This window comes from Actinosynnema sp. CA-299493, assembly GCF_050946825.1.
GTDB lineage: Bacteria > Actinomycetota > Actinomycetes > Mycobacteriales > Pseudonocardiaceae > Actinosynnema.
This window is the reverse complement of the sequence record NZ_CP191993.1, coordinates 1,400,682-1,419,591: the sequence shown is the minus strand read 5'-3', so window position 1 is coordinate 1,419,591 and position 18,910 is coordinate 1,400,682. Positions and strand designations below refer to the sequence as shown.

Sequence of the window (18,910 nt, the reverse complement as noted above, 5' to 3'; positions counted from 1 at the left end):
GGTCAGACCAGCAGGGGCAGCATCGAGTGGCGGCGGCGGACCACCGCGCCGAACCGGGCGTCGATGCGCAGCCACGAGTCGGTGGCGGTGATGCGGACGTCGTCACCGCCCAGGAAGCCCATGCCGGACAGCGCGAACAGGCACCGCATCGGCACCTTCACGTCCAGGCCGGAACCGCTCACCGTGAGCACGGTCTGGTCCAGCAGCGACGCGGGCGGCGTGCCGCGCGGGCCCGCGTTCTCCCGCGCCACCTCGACGCCCTTCTCCGCCAGCTCGGACACCACGCTGCCGGGCAGCCGGTCCACCGGCAGCCAGCCCGCCACCGGCGGCAGCGCCGAACGCCACATCATGTCCCGCGCCGGACCCGGGTCGACGGTCTCGCTGCGCACCACGGCCAAGCCGGTCAGCAGGTCGGTCCCGGACACGGTGACGTCGCCCGGGGCGACCTGCCCGGCCACGGTCCGGGTCGCCAGGGTGTCGAACGGGGTGGCCACCCACGCGTCGACCAGGCCGCCGGACGGGCGGTTGCGCAGCCGCACCACGGCTTGGCCGTCCAACCGGACGGCACGGGCGACGAACGCGCCGAGGTCGTCCCTCTCGGCGGGGTCGGCGAGGACCAACTCAGGCACCATTACCTCCGGCACGCCAGCCCGCGAGGAAATCGCGCTCGGCCTCGAGAAGGCGGCGCGGACGTCCGGCCGCCAGGTTGTACGGCACCATGAGGGTCTCCGCCGTCGTCACGACGGCGCTGCCCTCCTGGCGACCGCCGCGGACGGTGTAGTCCAACGTGAACGACGCGGACTTCAATTCCCGCACGGACATCTCCACCACGACCTCCTCGCCGGTGAACACCACCGGCGAGAGGTAGTCCACCACGAGCCGGGCGACGACCAGGCCGTGCGACATCTCCGGCACACCGTGCCTGGCGGCCTCGGTGAACAGCAGGTCGATCCGGGCCTCTTCCAGCAAGGTCACCGTGTTGGCGTGGTTGACGTGGCCGAACGCGTCCATGTCCGACCAGCGCGGGCGAACGCCCGTGACGAACACACCCAAGTTGAACGCGCCTCCCGCTGTCGCTGCGTGACCGTGACCCTATCGACGTGCTACCCCCAGGTTAAGCGCGCGTCCACGTCGAGGAATCGGCCCAGGTCGGCGACCTCTTCGGCGACGTCCGGGCGCTCCTGGCGGTCGTCGAACGGCCGCACGGTGAAGCGCGCGCCGTCCCGCCGCCAGACCGCGACGACGCGGCCGTCCACGACGACGTGCGGGGTGAGGAAGCCGCCGCCGGTCTGCACGAGCGGCGCGTGCTCGGGGGGAAGGGCTCGGGAGCGGTCGCGGTAGCCGAGGAGGTAGGTGTCGAAGTGGCCGAGCATCCGGACGGTGCCGGTCGGGTGCGGCGCCGAGGTCGGCTGGGGCGGGGAGGTCGGCACGTCGGGCAGGTTCTCGAGCTCGCGCTTGGGCAGGCCGCTCCACGAGGCGAAGTCGTCGGGCGTGGCGGGGCCGTAGGCACGTCGGTAGCGCCGCCACAGCTCGTCCACGCCACGGGGTTCGCAGTCGATGCGCAGGAGGCGGTAGGTGTCGTCCAGGCCCCGGCACAGCACGCCGGAGTTCGCGGCGAACGCCAGCAGGTGCGCGGGCGCTTGGGACCTCGGGTCGAGGGCGATGCCGACCTCGGCGAGGCGGCGCACGAGATCGGCCCGGTCCAGCGGCTCGGTCAGGACTTCGCGCAGCGCGGGCAGCGCGCGTTCGCACAGCTCGTCGGTGAGGCCGAGTTGTCCGCGGCGGCGGCGTCCGGCGGCGATGAAGGTCGGGCCGAGGAGGCGCACGACCCACAGGTCGTCCTGGTGGATCAGGTGAAGGGTGCCGCGCATGGCCCACGTGCGCACCAGAGGGCCGTCGAGGGACCTCACGCCGCGGGCGCGCGCGGCAAGTCGTGCCGCCGGGACGTCCTGGGCTTGCAGGGCGAAGACCGAGGCGAACAGGTCCGTCGCGTCGGAGGCGGGGTGCGAGAGCCGTTGGGCCCGCATCCGCGCCGCGAGCGAGGTCATCTGGGACGGGCGCCGGTCGAGCCGCGCACCACCAGTTCCGGCTGGAACACGAACTCCGCGTGCGGCGCGGGCGTGCCGCCGATCTCCTCCAGCAACGCGTGCACGGCGGCCTGCCCCATCGCCTCGACGGGCTGGCGGATCGTGGTCAGCGGCGGGTCCGCGAACACGATCAGCGGCGAGTCGTCGAAGCCGACGACGGAGACGTCACGCGGCACGTCGAGGCCCCGGTGGCGGGCCGCGCGGATCGCGCCGAACGCCATCAGGTCGCTGCCGCACACGATCGCCGTGCAGCCGCGGTCCAGCAGGGCGTTGGCCGCCGCCTGGCCGCCCTCGACCGTGAACAAGGAGTGCTCGACCAGGCCGGCGGCCCGCGGGCGGACGAGCGTGAAGCCCTCCACCATGCGCTGCGCGGGCACGAACCTCGGCGGACCCACGGCCAGGCCGATCACCTCGTGCCCGAGTTCGACCAAGTGGGTGACCGCCAACCGGACGGCCGCCCGGTTGTCCACCGAGACGAACGGCGCGGACACCTGGTCGGTGTAGCCGTTGATCATCACGAACGGCACGCCGCGCCCGGCCAGCTTCACGTACCGGTCCTTGTCGGCGGTCGTGTCGGCGTGCAGGCCGGACACGAAGACGATCCCGGTGACGCCCCGGTCGACCAGCATCTCGGTCAACTGGTCCTCGGTCGAGCCGCCGGGCGTCTGCGTGCACAGCACCGGCGTGTAGCCGTCGCGGGTCAGCACCTGCTCGATGACCTGCGCGAACGCCGGGAAGATCGGGTTGTTCAACTCGGGGGTGATCAACCCGATCAACCCGGCGCTGCGCTGTCGGAGCCTGGGCGGGCGCTCGTAGCCGAGCACGTCCATCGCGGCGACCACCGCTTGGCGGGTCGTGGCCGAGACGCCTGGCTTGCCGTTGACCACTCGGCTGACCGTCGCCTCGCTCACGCCTGCCTGGGTCGCGATGTCACTGAGCCGCGCTGTCACACCGGGTGACTCTACGGGCGCGAGAGCCACACGGTCGTGTCCGGCGGCACGAGGACGTCCGCGTCCTCGGTCGCGACACCGCCGGAGGCGAGCAGCACCTCGCCGGCGGCGGGCAGACGTGCCACGTCAGGGCCGAAGTTCACCACGCAGGTGAAGGCGCCGCGGCGGAACGCCAGCACGCCCGCCGGCACGTCCGACCACTCCTCGACCCACTCGACGTCCGAGCCCGCGCCGAGGTCCGGGTGCTCCCGCCGCACGCGCAGCGCGCCGCGGTAGAGCTCCAGCACCGAGTTCGGGTCACCGAGCTGGCTCGCCACGCTGAGGTCGGCCCAGGAGGAGGGCTGCGGCAACCACGAGCCGCCGGCGCCGAAGCCGAAGGACGGGCCGTCGGGCGTCCACGGGATCGGCACGCGGCAGCCGTCACGGCCCCGGTCGGTGTGGCCGGACCGCTCCCACACCGGGTCCTGGAGGACGTCCTCGGGCAGGTCGAGCACCTCGGGCAGGCCGAGTTCCTCGCCCTGGTACACGTAGGCGCTGCCGGGCAGCGCCAGCATCAGCATCGCGGCGGCACGAGCGCGCGCCACGCTGCCGTACCGCGTCACGTGCCGCTGCACGTCGTGGTTGGACAGCACCCACGTGGTGGGCGCGGCGACCGGCCTCATCGCGGCCAGCGAGTCGTCGATGACCTGCTTGACGTCGGCGGCGGTCCACCCGGCGGTCAGGTAGTGGAAGTTGAACGCCTGGTGCAGCTCGTCGGCGCGCAGGTAGCGGGCGGTGCGCTCGGGGCTCGGCGTCCACGCCTCGGCCACGCCGATCCGGTTGCCCGGGTAGGAGTCGAGCACCTTGCGCCAGTCGCGGTAGATCTCGTGCACGCCGTCCTGGTCGAAGAACGGCAGCGCCTCCGTGCCCAGCAGCTTGAGGTGGCCGGGCGTGCCGACGTCGGGCAGGCCGTCGGCCTTGACCATGCCGTGCGCGACGTCGATGCGGAAGCCGTCCACGCCGAGGTCGAGCCAGAAGCGCAGCACGTCGAGGAACTCGTCGCGCACCTCCGGCTGGTCCCAGTTCAGGTCCGGCTGCTCGGGCGCGAACAGGTGCAGGTACCACTGGCCGTCGGCGGTCCTGGTCCACGCGGGGCCGCCGAAGACGGATTCCCAGTCGTTGGGTGGGAGCTCGGCCTGGCCGTCGGCGGAGGGGCGGCCGTCGCGGAAGTGGTAGCGGGCGCGTTCCGGGGAGCCGGGTGCGGCTTCCAGCGCCTGCCGGAACCACGCGTGCCGGTCGCTGGTGTGGTTCGGGACGATGTCCACGATCACCCGGATGCCCAGGGCGTGGGCGTCGTCCAGGAGTGCCTTGGCGTCCTCGTTGGAGCCGAACAGCGGGTCGACGGTCCGGTAGTCGGCGACGTCGTAGCCGCCGTCGGCCATCGGCGACCGGTAGAACGGCGTGATCCAGACGGCGTCCACGCCGAGGTCGGCGAGGTAGGGCAGCCGGGAGCGGATGCCGGGCAGGTCACCGACGCCGTCGCCGTCCGAGTCGGCGAAGCTGCGCACGTAGACCTGGTAGATGACGGCATCGCGCCACCAGTCCTGCGTCATGGGGGTGTCCTTCCGGATCGGTTCCGCCGGAGGGCAATGAAATACTTTGCAAGTGTTTTCAGCAAGTCTGGCAGCTGGTATGACCTAGAGCACATCCCTGCCAGCTAGGAGACACCGTGGTTTCCTCAAGTCGACGCGCTTTGGGCGTCATAGCCGTACTCCTGTTCAGCCTTTTGGCGGTTCCGCAAAGTTTTGCAGCGCCGCCGTCCGCGAAGGACGTGACCGCGACCCTGTTCCAGTGGCCGTTCGCGCGGGTCGCCGCGGAGTGCACGAACGTGCTCGGGCCGAAGGGCTACGGGTTCGTGGAGGTCTCCCCGGCCACCGAGCACATCCAGGGCTCCCAGTGGTGGACCTCGTACCAGCCGGTCAGCTACCGCATCGCCGGACGCCTCGGTGACGAGACCGCGTTCCGGACCATGGTGAACACCTGCCACGCGGCGGGCGTGAAGGTCATCGCGGACGCGGTGATCAACCACATGAGCGCCGGGTCCGGCACGGGCACCGGCGGCTCGTCGTACACGAAGTACACCTACCCGGGCGTCTACAGCGACCCGGACTTCCACTCGTGCCGCACGGCGATCAGCGACTACCGCAACCGCGACAACGTGCAGAACTGCGAGCTGGTCAACCTGTCGGACCTGAACACCGGCAGCGACTACGTGCGCGGGCGGATCGCGACGCACCTGAACCACCTGATCTCGCTCGGGGTGGACGGGTTCCGGATCGACGCGGCCAAGCACGTGGCGGCGGCCGACCTGGCCGCGATCAAGTCGCGGCTGAGCAACCCCGGGGTGTACTGGGTGCACGAGGTGATCTACGGGGCCGGTGAGGCCGTGCAGCCCGGCGAGTACACCGGATCAGGTGACGTGGACGAGTTCCGGTACGCCTACGACATCAAGCGGATCTTCACCAACGAGAACCTGGCGTACCTGAGCACGTTCGGGCAGTCGTGGGGCTACCTGGCGAGCGGCCAGGCGCGGTCGTTCGTGGACAACTGGGACACCGAGCGCAACGGGTCGACGTTGACGTACCGCGACGGCTCGACTTACACGTTGGCGAACGTGTTCATGCTGGCGTGGCCCTACGGCTCCCCGAACGTGTACTCGGGCTACGAGTTCTCGTCGCACGACGCCGGGCCGCCCTCCGGGTCGGAGTGCTACACGTCCGGGTGGAAGTGCCAGCACCGGTGGACGCAGATCTCGTCGATGGTCCAGTTCCGCAACGCGGTGGCCGGGACGGCGGTCGTGAACTGGTGGGACAACGGTGGCGACGCCATCGCGTTCGGGCGGGGCAACAAGGGTTTCGTCGCGATCAACCGGGAGTCGTCGGCGATGACGCGGACGTTCCAGACCTCGCTGCCCGCCGGGTCGTACTGCAACGTGCAGCGGGAGGGGTGCGTCGCGGTGGCGGTCGGGTCGAACGGCCAGTTCACCGCCACGTTGGGCGCGGGTGAGGCGTTGGCGCTGCACGTCGGCGCGACGGGGATCGGCAACCCGCCGGTCGGGACGACGTCGTTCGCGGTGAACGCCACGACGTCGCCGGGGCAGAACATCTTCGTGGTCGGCGACCACCCGTCATTGGGCGCCTGGAACACGGGTGCGGCGGTCGCGCTGTCGTCGGCGACCTACCCGACGTGGCGGGGTTCGGTGTCGCTGCCGGCGGGGACGTCGTTCCAGTACAAGTACATCCGGAAGGACGCCGGCGGTGCGGTGACGTGGGAGAGCGGGACGAACCGGTCCGCGACGTCGCCGGTGGCGTTGTCGGACACCTGGCGGAGTTAGCGGGTGCGGGAAAAGACCAGGTGAGAGGGGTGGGCGGGGCGTGAGTCCGACGCTCCCGCCCGCCCTTCGGGGTGCTACCTGGATGCGGCGCTGTCCAACCGGGATGGGGAGGAGCGCTTGGTCGGCAGGTCCGAGGAAGCCAGGAGCGCCAGCTTCTCCGCGTCGGCCGACCCCGCGTCCGGGTGGTACACGACGAGCATCAGGCCCTCGGTCCCGCCGATGCCCAGGCGTTCGCGGTTGAGGGTCAGCTCGCCCACTTGGGGGTGGTCGAGACGGATCAGCGTCCCGCGCTGCCCGCGCACCTCGTGGCGGGCCCAGAGCCGGCGGAACCGGGGGCTCGCGAGGGAGAGCTCCCCGGTGAGCTCGGTGAAGCGCGGATCGTCGACGTCGTTGCCCACGGCCTGCCGCAGGTTCGCGATGAAGCACTCCGTGACGTTCTCCCAGTCCGGGTGCAGCGCCTGCACGGCCGGGACCAGGAACATGTCCCTCAGCTGGTTCCCCCCGACGGCGAGATGGGGGGAGAGCGCCCTGGCCAAGCTGTTCGAGGCCAGGACGTCGAAGTAGCGCCCCTCGATGAAAGCCGGCTGGACGAGGGAGTCCAGCAGCTTGAGCGCGCCGGGCGGCGGGACCTCCTCGCGCGATCGGCGTCGGCCTTGCCGGGGCGCCTCCGAGACCAACGTCATCAGGTGCGCGAGGTGGTCGTCGTCGAGCTGGAGCACCCGCGCGATCGACTCGACGACCTGGGTGGACGGGTTGCGGTCACGGCCGCGTTCCAACCGCAGGTAGTAGTCGGCGCTGATGCCGGCGAGCATGGCCACCTCCTCGCGGCGCAACCCCGGCACGCGCCGCACACCGACATCGGGGATGCCGGCCTGCCGGGGCGTCACGAGTTCGCGCCGGGCACGCAGGTACGCGCCGAGGGCGTTGGTCGACTTGCTCATGAGGCCGCCCGGTGACTCGGAGGGTCGGGGAGAGGGGGTCCTGCCGCACCCCCGGCTCAAGAGGGCTCTGGCTGGGGCGGGTGCCGGTGCATAACGTGATCAACGGACGGTTCGAGCCATTTATTTCGGAGGGGTGCGACGTGACTGTCACATTGATCACCGGGGCCAACAAGGGAATCGGTTTCGAGACGGCCAAGCAGTTGTCCGAATTGGGCCACGTCGTCTACCTCGGCGCACGTGACGTCGAACGGGGCGAGAAAGCGGCGGCGGAGGTCGGCGCGCGATTCGTGCAGCTCGACGTGACCGATGACGCTTCGGTGAGTGGCGCGCTGGCCGCGATCGGCGAGGCGGAGGGTTTGCTCGACGTCCTGGTGCACAATGCGGGCATCTTGAACACCGGAGGTGTGGACGGGCCCACCGCGTTGCGGGTCTTCGACACGAACGCGGTGGGGATCGTGCGTGTCACGGAAGCGGCGCTGCCCCTGCTGCGCAAGTCCGCGAACCCCGCGGTGGTCACGGTGTCGAGCAGCGCCGGGTCGTTCTGGGCGGCGACCAACCCCGACCGGCCGGAGTTCCACCTGAGGGCGGCGCTCTACTCGGCGTCCAAGTCGGCGGCCACCATGTTGACGCTCCAGTACGCGAAGTCCGAACCGGGCATCAAGTTCAACGCGCTCGAACCGGGTTACACGGTCACCGACATGACGGCGGGGTTCGGGATCGAGGGAGGGAGGACACCGGCAGAGAGCGCGAGGACGGTCGTGCGCTTGGCGACCCTGCCGGTGGACGGCCCGACGGGAACGTTCCAGGATGAGAACGGGGAACTGCGTTGGTGATGGCGCGAGGAGCGCCGAACCGTGTTCTCGCCGGACAGGCACATCAGCGGGATGGCACGAAGCCCTCCCGTTCGGGGAGGGCTTCGTGCCGGTAAAGGGGTTCGTGCCGGTGGGTCAGCGGATCATGCTGCGCACTTGGCGGGCGGCGACGGAGAGGGTGGCCAGGTCCAGTTTGCTGACCCGGTTGATCTCGGCCAGGGCGGCGCGGGCGCGGCCCAGGCGGGAGGAGTTGTCCTGCTCCCACTTCGCGATCTTCTCGTCCGGGGTGTCGCCCGGGTCGGCCGAGCGCAGGACGTCGATCGTGATCGAGCGCAACGACGAGTAGAAGTCGTCGCGCAACGCCAGGCGGGCCAGCGAGTGCCAGCGGTTGAGGCGTTCCAGGCTCGAGACCGAGCTGAGCATCCGGTCGACGTCCAGGTGGTCCGACAGCGCGAAGTACACCTCTGCCGTTTCCTCGTGGGTGCGCTCCTGGCCGGTCGCGCCCTCGCCTTCCTCGCGCTCGGCGAGTTCGGCCACCTCGGTGACGTCCAGCAGGCCGTAGGTGAACAGCAGTCCGGCGATCCGCCGCGCCAGGTCGACCGGCACGCCGTGGCCGACCAGTCGTTCGACGTGCCCGATCACGGATTCCTTCTCGTGGCCCTGGAGCAGGTCGATCGCGCGCGGCGCCAGGGAGCCGACCACGGGGGCGAAGCGGCTGATCGTGGAGCCAACCGCCAGCGGCTGGGGGCGGTTGGTGAGCAGCCAGCGCGACGCGCGGTCCAGCAGGCGGCGCGTTTCCAGGACCATGTCGTCCTGCACGTCGGTCGGCACGACGTTGTCCAGCGCCCTGATCTCGCGCCAGATGGACGGCAGGTCGTAGATCGCGGCCACCACGGTGTACGCGCGCACGGCGTCCGTGGCGGACGCGCTGGTCTCCTCGGCCAGCCGGAACGCGTAGGACACGCCGCCGCCGTCGACGACCTCGTTGACCAGGACGGTCGTGATGATCTCGCGGGACAGCGGGTGGTTGCCGATGGCGTCGGCGAACCGCTCCCGCAGCTCGCTCGGGAAGTAGTCGGGCAGCCGGCGGGCCAGCACGTCGATCGTCGGCAGGTCGCTGGCCAGCACCTCCTCCTTCAGCGCCAGCTTCACGTGCGCGAGCAGCGTGGCCAGTTCCGGTGAGGTGAGGCCGTCGCCCGCCTTCTCCAGCGCCTTGAACTCCGCCGCGGTGGGCAGCGCCTCGAGCGAGCGGTCGAGGACGCCGCGTTGTTCGAGGTCGGCGACCAGGCGCGCGTGCACCGAGAGCATCGGCGCGGCGTGGGCGCGGGAGACGCCCAGCACGGAGTTCTGCGAGTAGTTGTCGGCCAGCACCAGCTCGCCGACCTCGTCGGTCATCTGGCCCAGCAGCTCGTTGCGCTGCTCCTGGTCGAGCTTGCCGTCGCGGACCAGCTCGTCCAGCAGGATCTTGATGTTGACCTCGTGGTCGGAGCAGTCGACGCCGGCCGAGTTGTCCAGCGCGTCGGTGTTGACCTTGCCGCCGTTGCGGGCGAGCTCGATCCGGCCGCGCTGGGTCAGGCCGAGGTTGCCGCCCTCGCCGACGACCTTGACGCGCAGGTCGGCGCCGTTGACGCGGATGGCGTCGTTGGCCTTGTCGCCGACCTCGGCGTGCGACTCGGCGCCCGCCTTGACGTAGGTGCCGATGCCGCCGTTCCACAGCAGGTCGACCGGCGCGAGCAGGATCGCCTTCATCAGCTCCTGCGGCGACAGCTTGACCACGCCCTCGGGCAGGTCCAGTGCTCGACGGGCCTGTTCGGAGAGCGGGATGGACTTGGCCGTGCGGGGCCAGACGCCGCCGCCGGCGCTGATCAGGGAGCGGTCGTAGTCGTCCCAGGACGAGCGGGGCAGCTCGAACAGCCGCTTGCGCTCGGCGTAGCCGGTCGAGGCGGTGGGGTCCGGGTCGATGAAGATGTGGCGGTGGTCGAAGGCGGCCACCAGCCGGATGTGCTCGGACAGCAGCATGCCGTTGCCGAACACGTCACCGGACATGTCGCCGACGCCCACGACGGTGAACTCGTCGGTCTGGGTGTCCGTGCCCAGCTCGCGGAAGTGGCGCTTCACGCTCTCCCACGCGCCCTTGGCGGTGATGCCCATGGCCTTGTGGTCGTAGCCGACGGAACCGCCGGACGCGAACGCGTCGCCCAGCCAGAAGCCGTAGGACTTGGAGACCTCGTTGGCGATGTCGGAGAACGACGCCGTGCCCTTGTCCGCCGCGACCACCAGGTACGTGTCGTCACCGTCGTGGCGGACGACCTGGGGCGCGGGCAGGACCGTGCCGGAGTTGAGGTTGTCGGTCAGGTCGAGCAGGCCGGAGATGAACTGGCGGTAGCAGGCGATGCCCTCGGCCAGCAACGCCTCGCGGTCCGCGCCCGGGTCGCCGGTGGGCGCCGGCGGCTTCTTCAGCACGAAGCCGCCCTTCGCGCCGACCGGCACGATCACCGCGTTCTTCACCGCCTGCGCCTTCACCAGGCCCAGGATCTCGGTGCGGAAGTCCTCACGCCGGTCGGACCAGCGCAGGCCGCCGCGCGCCACCGGGCCGAAGCGCAGGTGCACGCCTTCCAGGCGCGGCGAGTACACGAAGATCTCGAACCTCGGCCGCGGCTGCGGCAGGTCCGGGATGGCGCGCGGGTCGAGCTTCACCGCCAGGTACGGGCGGGGGTTGCCGTCGACGTCGCGCACGAAGTAGTTCGTGCGCAGCGTGGCCTGCACCAGCGTGAGCAGGCTGCGCAGGATGCGGTCCGCGTCCAGGCTGGTCACGTCGTCGATCATCGCGGTGATCTCGTCGGCGAGGTGCCCGGTGCGGCCCTCGCGCTGCTCGTCGGAGAAGGCGGGGTCGAACCGCGCCTCGAACAGCCCCACCAGGGCGGTGGCGACCTCGGTGTGCGCCAGGACGGCGTCCTCGATGTAGTCCTGGCTGTACGGCGTGCCGGCCTGGCGCAGGTACTTGGCGTAGGCGCGCAGCATCGCGGCCTGCTGCCACGTGACGCCTGCCTTGAGCACGAGCGTGTTGAAGCCGTCCACCTCCGCCTCACCGCGCCAGGAGGCGGCGAACGCGTCCTGGAAGCGGGTGCGGATCGACTCGACGTCCTCGCTGGACAGCTTGTCCAGCGTGACCTGGTCGAGGCGCAGGCCGAAGTCGTAGATCCAGCACTCGACGCCGTCGTCGCGGGACAGCTCGTACGGGCGCTCGTCCACCACGACCACGCCCATGCGCTGCAACATCGGCAGCACGTCGGACAGCGTGAGGCGGGCCCCGACGAGGAACAGCTTGAACCGCCGTTCACCCGGCTCGGCGTCGCGCGGCGTGTAGAACACCAGGTCCAGGTCACCGCGCTGGAGGGCCTCGATGCGCCGGAAGTCCGCCAGGCCCTCGGCCGCGGTGAAGTCCTCCTTGTAGGCCTCGGGGAACGCCGCCGCGATCCGCTGGCCCTGCTCGGACGACGATTCCGCGCCCAGACCCGTGCCGTGGTCCTCCAGCACCGCTTCGACCATCCGGTCGTCCCACAGGCGCACGGCCTCGGCCAGCAGCTGCTGGATGTGACCGGTGTCCGGCTCGACGTGACGGCTCGGGTCGGTGTGCACGGTGAAGTGCACGCGGGCCAGCGCCGACTCGCCGACGCGGGCGCTGTACTCCAGGTTCACGCCGCCGAGCTGGTCGATCAGCACTTCCTGCATGGCCAGCCGCGACGTCGTCGTGTAGCGGTCGCGCGGCAGGTAGACCAGGCAGGAGTAGAAGCGGCCGTAGGGGTCGCGGCGCAGGAACAGGCGCAGCCGGCGGCGTTCGGCGAGCGCGATCACGCCCGTGACGGTCTGGTAGAGCGTGTCCGGGTCGACCGAGAACAGCTCGGTGCGCGGGTAGTTCTGGATCACTTCGAGCATCCGCTGGCCCGAGTACGAGTGCAGCGGGAACCCGGCGCGGTGGATGACGTCGCGGACCCGGCGCTCGATGGCCGGGATGTCCAGCACGTCCTCGTGCAGGGCCGTGGTGGAGAAGACGCCGAGGAACCGGTGCTCGCCGGACACGTTGCCGTCGGCGTCGAAGGTCTTCACGCCGACGTAGTACGGGTACACCGACCGGTGCACGCTCGACTGCGCGCTGGCCTGCGTCAGGACCAGGAGTGCCGGTGACAGCGCCTGGGCGCCCGCGTCCGGGCCCGCCGTCAGGCTGCGCGCCGCGAGGCTGTCCTGTCTGAGCACGCCGAGACCACTCGCCAGGACCGCCCGGAGAGCGGGGTCGCCGTCGGTGGCCGGGTCGTCGTGGACCAGCTCGTACTGGCGGTAGCCGAGGAACGTGAAGTGGTCGTCGGCCAGCCAGCGCAGCAGGTTCGCGCCGTCCTGCACCTCGTGGCTGGGCAGCGGCGGCGGTTCGGACTCCAGCAGCTCGGCCAGGTGCCCCGCCATGCCGGCCATCTTGTCGGTGTCCTCGACGACCTCGCGGACGTCGTTGAGCACGGTGTGCAGCTTGGCTTCCAGCTCACGCGCCCGGTCCGGGTCGGTGAGCAGGTCGACCTCGATGTGCATCCACGACTCGGCCAGCGCGTCACCCGGCGGGTCGGCCGGGTCCGCGGTCGGCAGGACCTCCTGGAGCGCGCCCGTCACCAGGTCCCGGCGCACCACGACGATCGGGTGCACCACCCGCTGCACCTGCACGCCGCCGCGGGTCAGCTCGGAGGCCACCGAGTCGACCAGGTACGGCATGTCGTCGGTGACCACCTGCACCACCGTGGCCGGACACGTCCAGCCGTCGTGCGCGCGGGCGGGGTTGAGGATCCGCACCACCGGGCGGCCGGGCACGCGGGACTCGGCGAGCTGGTAGTTCGAGCGCACCGCGCCCACCAGGTCGACCGGGTCGTCGTCGTTGACTTCCTCGGCCGGGACGTGCCGGTAGTACAGGCGGATCAGGTCGGCGAGCTCGGGGGCGTTGGCGGCGGCCCGTTCGATCAATTCGTCACGGGCCTGTTCGGGACTGGCCGGGCGAGCCGCGCCGACGTCGCGGGCGGCGTGCTCGGAGCGGGACGGGGCTCCAGTCGAGGTCATGTTCAGGCGACTCCACGCTATCCGGCACCTCTGTGTACCGGGTGTGCGCACCACTTAACCAGACGAGCGCGAAGCCCTTCGCCGCAACCCTCGGACTGAATCGAACAACTTGCCGGAAAGTCCGGAATTCACTTGTGACGTGGCCTATTTCCCGCTTTGTTACCGGCGGGAAACCTTATTAGAACCTCAACTGATTTCACGATTCGGGAAGTGTCCACGTGTCGAAGCGGTACGACGGGTCCACGCGCCGGATCGGAGCGGTGGTCTCGTTGTCGGATTCGGGCGGTGGCGTCCCGACAGGTGAGAACAGGACGGTGCTCTCGTCGGCCTCGAACCGACTGTCGACGTCAGAGCGACCATCGACCTCGGAGTGACCGGCGGCTTCGTCCTCGCGTCGGGCGTCCTCGTACGCGACGAGGGCCTCGGCGAGGAGTTCGGCCAGGCTCAGGTCGCTCTTGTGGCGGCGTGAGGCGCGGGTGGCGCTGGGCGAGTCGGGGGCGGGCGGTGTCGGTTCGACGACGATGGCGGGGAGGTCGATCGTCTTGCCACCGACCACGACGGCCGTGACGAAGGGCTCCTTCGAGGATTCAACGCCGGGTGCTTCAGCGGGCGCGACGACGGTCGCGTCACCGGCTGCGGGTGTGTCGTCGTGCTCGACATCGCCTGCGCCGAGGAACCCGGACGGGCTGAAGTGCGCCGACGCAGGCGGAGGCGTGGCAGGAGACGGGTCGGACGACACGAGGTCGGGAACCGGTACCACCGGCACCTGGTCCGGCTCGGGTTGCGGTGCGGGCTGGGACACCGGCTCCGGCGCGAGCTGCGGCTGCGGCTGCGGCTGCGGTGGGGGTGCCGGCAGTTCCTCGGCGGGCGAATCCACGTCCGTCGGGGGGAAGACCGGCGGCACGTCCTCCGCCGTCACCGCCTGCTCCGGCTCCGGTTCCGGCATCGGCATCGGCATCGGGGAAGACATCGCGAAGTCGGGCACCGGCGGCAGCGGGTAGTCGGGTGGGTCGGGCACCCGGGCGGTCGGGATGAGCGGCCCCTTCACGAAGGCCGCGCCGAGTCCGACCGGCGGCACGTCGTCGCGCACGGCGGGCTGGACCATCGTCGGTGAGTCGAACATGTCGACGGGTGGCGGTGCCTCGCCGCGCAGTCGCGGCGGCGGTTCCACGCGCCACTGCACCTGCTCGGGTTCGGCCTGTCGCGTGGGCTCGGGCTCGGAAACGACGGCCTCCTCGTCGGCGTCAGGAGCGCGCCGCCGACCGCCGGTGCGCTGCGGGTCGAGCAGCCCGGCGGCCTTCAGGGTGTCCAGCACATTGGGGTCGGCGTCACCGGACGACCGCTCCCCCTCGTCCTCGGTAGCCTCACGAGCCGCCCGCCGACGACCACTGCGCACAGCACCGGCCGCAGCGATCAACCCAGCCGCCGGCACACTCCGCTCGCCACCCTCCTGACCGGGGGGAAGAGCCGCCTCGGCACCACTCTTACCGACACCACCCTCGACCGCATCGGGCTCATCCGCATCCGGCTGCACGATGCCGAAGCCACCCCCACCAAGCCCGGCACCACCGATCGGCCGCCCCTGACGGCCACCGGACCGGGCCTCGGACGAGACATCCGCCGCGCCACCAACCCCGAAACCGCCCGGAACGTTGCCGCCATCCGCGACACCACTCTGCGGCTGACCGGCCACTGACCCGCGCGCGTGACCAACATCCGAGGCGGCGTTGCCAGGCACGACACCACCGGCTCCCGGCTCACTTGCTCGTGCTCCGCCCGGCTGGCTTGAGGCGGGCGAGCTGCCGTGCACCGCATCACCGGCACCCACACCGCCCGAGTGGCTCACGGCAGGCGTACTGCCGGACACCGAATCCCCCGCACCCGTGCCGCCCAGGTGGCTCACGGCAGGCGTACTGCCGGGCACCGGAATGCCGGCACCTGCGCCGCCAGGGTGGCCCCCGGCCGGCGTGCTGCCGGGCGTGGTTCCGCTGGGTCCTGCGTCGTGCGCGTGGATGGCGGCGGAGGTGGCCGAATTGGTGGTGGTAGCGCCTGAGTGGGAGCCGGGCGGGTCGGCGGGGATGGTCGCGGCTGTGTTGGCGTTGGGTGCGCTGGTGGGCATGGCGGCGGTTGGGTCAGGGAGGCTCGCGGGGGTTGCCGGCCAGGCGTTGGGCGGGGTGCTGTGGGCCGGGCCGCTGGTCGCGGGCGCGTCGGTTGCGGCGCGGCTGGTGTCGGTGGGTGGCTTGTTGCCGAAGGCGTTGCCGATGCCCGCGCCGATCCCCGGGTGGGCGGGGGCCGGGAAGCCGGAGGGCGGCGTGTGGGTGGGCTTGGCCTGGCCGCTCCGGGCGTGTTCCGGGCGGCCATGGGTGGCTGGCGGTGGGGTTTCCGGGTCCGGTGCTCGGCGGCGGCCTCCCGGTTGGGGGTCGTCGCCTTCCGTCTCACCGAACGGTTGGACCAGGCGCCAGCGGTCGGCGGCGTGGGCCCTTGCGGCTGAGAGGCCTTCCACCGTCATGTCTTCGGCCGCACGGCGGGAGCGCTTTACCCGGATTCCCTCGTTGCGGTGCATTTGGACCGGACGCCACTGGCGGAGTTGCTGCTTGGCCTCGGGGGCGAGGTCGGGGTCGGTGGGTGGCGGCACGGCCGGGGTCCCGGTGCGGAGCAGGGCGGCCAGTTCGTCGTGCAGGCCACCCGCCGGCCGGCGGTGGACGCCGGAGAACTCGGCGGCGAGCCTGGCCCGCACGGCGTAGACCGCTCTGGCGCGCCTGCGTTCGGCGGCGTGCGCGGAGCGGAGGTTGGCCAGCGCTTCGGTCAGGTCGCCGGCTACCTCGTGGACGTGCGCCAGCGCCAGCAGGCTCTCCGCCAGGAGGATGTCCAACTGGTGGCGCTCGGCGCTGTCGGCGGCGTCGCGGAGCAGGTCGCGGGCCTGGTCCACGCGGCCGGCGGGCAGGTGGACCCTGGTGGCCAGGGCCAGTCGGAGCCAACCGGTGGTGGAGGCGGACGGCGCCCGCACCGGGCGTTCCAGCAGCGGGGTGCCGATCTCCGAAGCCTCGCCCGGCTTGTTCAGGTCCATCAGGGCGCAGACGAGTTCGACCGTCAGCCTGCCCCGGACCTGGCCGTTGTCGGACTCCGGCTCCTTGAGCCGGTCCAGCACGGCCAGTCCGTCACGGGCCGCCGCGACCGCCGCTTGCAGGTCGCCCCAACGGCGGTGCTGGCCGGCGGCGGACGCGCGGAGCAGGCCGCGGTGCAGCAGGGTCGTGTCGTGGTCCAGCATCGGATCCGCCTGGTAGAGGCGGTCCGCCTCGTCCAACGCCTGGGTCAGCGCCGTGCCGCGCCCCACCGAGACCAGGCACTCGCCCGCCTGGACGAGGGCCGTGGCCCGCAGACCCGGCGGGACGTCGTCGGCCTCCAGCACCGGGCGGACGGCGGCGAAGCCCGTGAGGGGCGCGCCGACCGACCTGGCGCTGTCGGCCAGCTCGACCCGGAGGCGCCAGGCCGTCTCCCGCTCGGACGCGGCCTCGGCCGCCTTGAGGGCGTCCAACGCCCGGTCCGCGATGCGGACGCCCCGGCCCATGCGGTTGCTCGCGAAGACCACCAGGGCCTCCGCGCGCAACCGGTCGACCTCGTCACGGCGGGTGGAGGCGAGCGCGACGGCGCGTTCGCCCAGCACCAGAGCGAGCTCCGGTGCCCGCCAACGCAACCGCCAGGCGGGCACGACCAGCGTGCTCACCTCGACGTCCGCCTGCGCCTCGCCCCTCGCCGCCACGATGTAGGTACCCGGCTCTCAGTCCCGTGTGAGCTTGCGGTAGGTGACGCGGTGCGGCCTCGCCGCGTCCGCGCCGAGGCGCTCGACCTTGTTCTTCTCGTAGCCCTCGAAGTTGCCCTCGAACCAGTACCACTTGGACGGGTTCTCGTCCGTGCCCTCCCACGCCAGGATGTGCGTGGCGACGCGGTCGAGGAACCACCGGTCGTGCGAGATGACCACGGCGCAACCGGGGAACTGCTCGAGGGCGTTCTCCAGCGAGCCCAGGGTCTCGACGTCCAGGTCGTTCGTCGGCTCGTCCAGCAGGATCAGGTTGCCGCCCTCCTTGAGGGTCAGCGCCAGGTTGAGCCGGTTGCGCTCACCACCGGAGAGCACGCCCGCCGGCTTCTGCTGGTCCGGGCCCTTGAAGCCGAACGCGCTGACGTACGCCCGCGACGGCATCTCGACGTTGCCGACGTGGATGTAGTCGAGGCCGTCGGAGACGACCTGCCACACGTTCTTCTTCGGGTCGATGCCGCCGCGGTTCTGGTCGACGTAGGACAGCTTGACCGTCTCGCCGATCCGGACGGTGCCCGAGTCGGGCTCCTCCAGCCCCACGATGGTCTTGAACAGCGTCGTCTTGCCGACGCCGTTCGGGCCGATGACGCCGACGATGCCGTTGCGCGGCAGGCTGAACGACAGGCCGTCGATCAGCACGCGGTCGCCGAAGCCCTTCTTCAGGCCGTCCGCCTCGACCACGACGCTGCCCAGGCGCGGGCCCGGCGGGATCTGGATCTCCTCGAAGTCGAGCTTGCGCGTCTTCTCGGCTTCCGCGGCCATCTCCTCGTAGCGGCCGAGGCGGGCCTTGGACTTGGCCTGCCGGGCCTTGGCGCCCGACCGGACCCACTCCAGCTCGTCCTTCAGCCGCTTCTGCAGCTTCTGGTCCTTCTTGCCCGAGATCGCCAGCCGCTCGGCCTTCTTCTCCAGGTAGGTGGAGTAGTTGCCCTCGTACGGGTGGGCCCGACCGCGGTCGAGCTCCAGGATCCACTCGGCGAGGTTGTCCAGGAAGTACCGGTCGTGGGTGACCGCCAGGACCGCGCCCGGGTACTGCGACAGGTGCTGCTCCAGCCACAGCACGCTCTCGGCGTCCAGGTGGTTGGTGGGCTCGTCGAGCAGCAGCAGGTCCGGCTTGCTCAGCAGCAGCTTGCAGAGGGCGACCCGGCGGCGCTCGCCACCGGAGAGGGTCGTGACGTCGGCGTCCGGCGGCGGGCAGCGGAGGGCGTCCATCGCCTGCTCAAGCTGGGAGTCGAGGTCCCACGCGTTCGCGTGGTCCAGGTCTTCCTGGAGCTGACCCATCTCCTCCATCAGCTCGTCGGAGTAGTCGACGGCCATCTTCTCGGCGATCTCGTTGTAGCGGTCGAGCTTCACCTTGACCTCGCCGAGGCCCTCCTGGACGTTGCCCAGGACGGTCTTCTCCTCGTTGAGGGGCGGCTCCTGCTGGAGGATGCCGACGGTGTAGCCCGGCGCGAGGAAGGCTTCGCCGTTGCCCGGTGTGTCCAGGCCGGCCATGATCTTCAGCACGCTCGACTTACCGGCGCCGTTGGGACCGACGACGCCGATCTTCGCACCGGGGAGGAACATGATGGTGACGTCATCCAGGATGACTTTGTCCCCGTGCGCCTTGCGCACCTTCTTCATGGTGTAGACGTACTCGGCCATGCCCGCGATCGTAGAGCGGTGCCGATCGGGCCCGAACCTCGGACGCCGGCAACGGACGGGGCACAACGCAGAGTTAACGCGAACGTGGGTCACCCACAGTCGTAACACGACCGCCGGTCCCGCCTGGCGCGACCCTGCGACCAGCGACTCCGACCGGATGCGCGAACTCGGTGCGCTGTCAACCCCCGATGCCTGCGT

The 18,910-nt window shown here is 71.1% G+C and carries 11 protein-coding genes; 2 read left to right on the top strand and 9 right to left on the bottom strand.

Annotated features, from left to right (window positions below):
- Positions 1–2: 2 nt before the first annotated feature.
- Genes ACQPYE_RS06765 through ACQPYE_RS06745 form a run of 5 tightly spaced genes read right to left on the bottom strand, consistent with a single transcriptional unit; the run spans position 3 to position 4,629 of the window.
- The gene (locus ACQPYE_RS06765; protein WP_498720009.1) at positions 3–629 is read right to left on the bottom strand and encodes a DUF8010 domain-containing protein; all 627 of its coding nucleotides are present in this window, start codon (positions 627–629) and stop codon (positions 3–5) included.
- On the bottom strand, positions 622–1,053 hold the full coding sequence (locus ACQPYE_RS06760) for an acyl-CoA thioesterase (RefSeq protein ID WP_498720008.1): 432 nt from the start codon (positions 1,051–1,053) through the stop codon (positions 622–624). Before ACQPYE_RS06760 ends, ACQPYE_RS06765 begins: the two co-directional genes overlap by 8 nt.
- 50 nt (positions 1,054–1,103) lie before the next feature.
- Positions 1,104–2,048, bottom strand: coding sequence for a DNA glycosylase AlkZ-like family protein (locus ACQPYE_RS06755; protein ID WP_498720007.1), 945 nt, complete (start codon positions 2,046–2,048; stop codon positions 1,104–1,106).
- Positions 2,045–3,037, bottom strand: a complete 993-nt coding sequence (locus ACQPYE_RS06750; RefSeq protein ID WP_498720006.1) for a LacI family DNA-binding transcriptional regulator — start codon at positions 3,035–3,037, stop codon at positions 2,045–2,047. Before ACQPYE_RS06750 ends, ACQPYE_RS06755 begins: the two co-directional genes overlap by 4 nt.
- Positions 3,038–3,048: 11 nt before the next feature.
- Complete coding sequence (locus ACQPYE_RS06745; RefSeq protein ID WP_498720005.1) at positions 3,049–4,629, bottom strand: glycoside hydrolase family 13 protein; 1,581 nt, start codon at positions 4,627–4,629, stop codon at positions 3,049–3,051.
- 218 nt (positions 4,630–4,847) lie between these two features.
- Between ACQPYE_RS06745 and ACQPYE_RS06740 the strand changes: the two genes are divergently transcribed.
- A complete protein-coding gene (locus tag ACQPYE_RS06740) occupies positions 4,848–6,410 on the top strand; it encodes a carbohydrate-binding module family 20 domain-containing protein (RefSeq protein ID WP_498720004.1) in 1,563 nt (520 codons plus the stop codon).
- 74 nt (positions 6,411–6,484) lie between these two features.
- On the opposite strand, the gene ACQPYE_RS06735 is transcribed toward ACQPYE_RS06740, so the two are convergent.
- Positions 6,485–7,351, bottom strand: a complete 867-nt coding sequence (locus ACQPYE_RS06735; protein WP_498720003.1) for a helix-turn-helix domain-containing protein — start codon at positions 7,349–7,351, stop codon at positions 6,485–6,487.
- Positions 7,352–7,446: 95 nt separating this feature from the next.
- On the opposite strand from ACQPYE_RS06735, the gene ACQPYE_RS06730 reads away from it, so the two are divergent.
- Complete coding sequence (locus ACQPYE_RS06730) at positions 7,447–8,184, top strand: SDR family NAD(P)-dependent oxidoreductase (RefSeq protein WP_498720001.1); 738 nt, start codon at positions 7,447–7,449, stop codon at positions 8,182–8,184.
- Positions 8,185–8,298: 114 nt separating this feature from the next.
- On the opposite strand, the gene ACQPYE_RS06725 is transcribed toward ACQPYE_RS06730, so the two are convergent.
- The 3 genes from ACQPYE_RS06725 to ettA all read right to left on the bottom strand — a co-directional run bounded on the left by ACQPYE_RS06725 (position 8,299) and on the right by ettA (position 18,712).
- Entirely contained in the window at positions 8,299–13,257 is a 4,959-nt protein-coding gene (locus ACQPYE_RS06725) for an NAD-glutamate dehydrogenase (RefSeq protein ID WP_498720000.1), read from the bottom strand.
- A 196-nt stretch (positions 13,258–13,453) separates the two neighbouring features.
- Positions 13,454–17,017, bottom strand: coding sequence for a hypothetical protein (locus ACQPYE_RS06720; protein ID WP_498719999.1), 3,564 nt, complete (start codon positions 17,015–17,017; stop codon positions 13,454–13,456).
- 18 nt (positions 17,018–17,035) lie between these two features.
- Entirely contained in the window at positions 17,036–18,712 is a 1,677-nt protein-coding gene (gene ettA, locus ACQPYE_RS06715) for an energy-dependent translational throttle protein EttA (RefSeq protein ID WP_498719998.1), read from the bottom strand.
- Positions 18,713–18,910 lie beyond the last annotated feature (198 nt).

What these genes read in the sequence shown, in the direction of transcription:
- ACQPYE_RS06755 (WP_498720007.1), bottom strand. Translation starts at nt 2,048, where the DNA reads ATGACCTCGCTCGCGGCGCGGATGCGGGCCCAACGGCTCTCGCACCCC.
- ACQPYE_RS06735 (WP_498720003.1), bottom strand. Translation starts at nt 7,351, where the DNA reads ATGAGCAAGTCGACCAACGCCCTCGGCGCGTACCTGCGTGCCCGGCGC.
- ettA (WP_498719998.1), bottom strand. Translation starts at nt 18,712, where the DNA reads ATGGCCGAGTACGTCTACACCATGAAGAAGGTGCGCAAGGCGCACGGG.
- ACQPYE_RS06745 (WP_498720005.1), bottom strand. Translation starts at nt 4,629, where the DNA reads ATGACGCAGGACTGGTGGCGCGATGCCGTCATCTACCAGGTCTACGTG.
- ACQPYE_RS06725 (WP_498720000.1), bottom strand. Translation starts at nt 13,257, where the DNA reads ATGACCTCGACTGGAGCCCCGTCCCGCTCCGAGCACGCCGCCCGCGAC.